This window comes from Marinomonas foliarum (assembly GCF_003337275.1).
GTDB classification, from domain to species: domain Bacteria; phylum Pseudomonadota; class Gammaproteobacteria; order Pseudomonadales; family Marinomonadaceae; genus Marinomonas; species Marinomonas foliarum.
The window spans coordinates 1-1,070 of the sequence record NZ_QPJQ01000085.1 but is presented as its reverse complement, the minus strand read 5'-3'; the positions used below and the strand labels follow the sequence as shown (position 1 = coordinate 1,070).

Genomic DNA, 1,070 nt, shown 5'->3' with positions numbered 1-1,070 from the left:
CTGTAAATATCTTCTATCATGTACAGGTAGTAATGCTGCCCAATCACCGTGGTTGGCAGATAGCTAATGTCCCAACTCCACACCTCATTGGCTTTTTTCGCCGTATAACTCGTGGGCTTTTTATGGACATTCTTTGATGCTGCTTTTCCTCTGTGATGGAGCATGCTTTCCGCTTTTAAGAGACGATAAAAGCTGGATTCTGAAGCAATATACTCGCCTCTGTCGGCCAATATAGGCACGATTTGACTGGGTGGTAAGGAAGCAAACTCGTCACGGTTGCAAACCTCAATCATCTTCTGCCGCTCTACCTCACTCAGTTTGTTCGCTGGTGCAGGCCTTATCACGGTGACTCTTCTATCCTCCCCAATAGAGCCCTCACTATACCAACGCTGTAACGTTCTGACCGATAATCCAATCACCTCACAGGCAGGCTCTTGTCGTGCACCTGACTCCACCGCATGACGGATCCACTGCGAATACTTTTGCCTATCGGCCAGCGTGATTAGCTGTCCTCTTTTTCCTCCCAATAGGCATCGAACTTTTTTCCTAGCACAAGTAACGCCGCACTTTCTGCTAACGCTTTCTCCTTTCGTCTCAGCTCACGTTCTAGTTCTTTAATGCGTTTTTTGTCCGATTGTTGCTCAGCCGTGATCTTGGTGTTTCGCTTATCTTTCACTGTATTCCCTGCAATGCAGGCTTGCTTCCATTGCTTTACTTGCTCAGGGTACAACCCTTTTTCTCGGCAATACTGATTCAGATCCGCTTCAGACAAGGCGGAAGTTTCAAGTACGACAGCAAACTTTTCTTCATTGGACCACTTATCTGATGAACTCACTTTTGACTCGCTAAATCCTGATGTGTTGAATTGCTTTTGCCAACTATACAGGGTGGAGAGCTTAATGCCTTCTTGCTCTGCAAACTCACGTCTCGACAATTGGCTTTGGTAGAGTTTCTGTAAGATGGCTTCTTTAAAGGCACTTGAATGTCTTTGGTAATCCACTGGTTTTCACTTACCGTCCCCTGTCTATTTATAATAACAAATGAGGCGACAACTATCCTGACACAGGGGG

General features: G+C 45.9%; 1 pseudogene. It reads right to left on the bottom strand.

Annotated features, from left to right (window positions below):
* Positions 1–1,000 (bottom strand): annotated as a pseudogene (locus DFP77_RS19435) (transposase); the annotation flags it as partial.
* Positions 1,001–1,070: the final 70 nt, after the last annotated feature.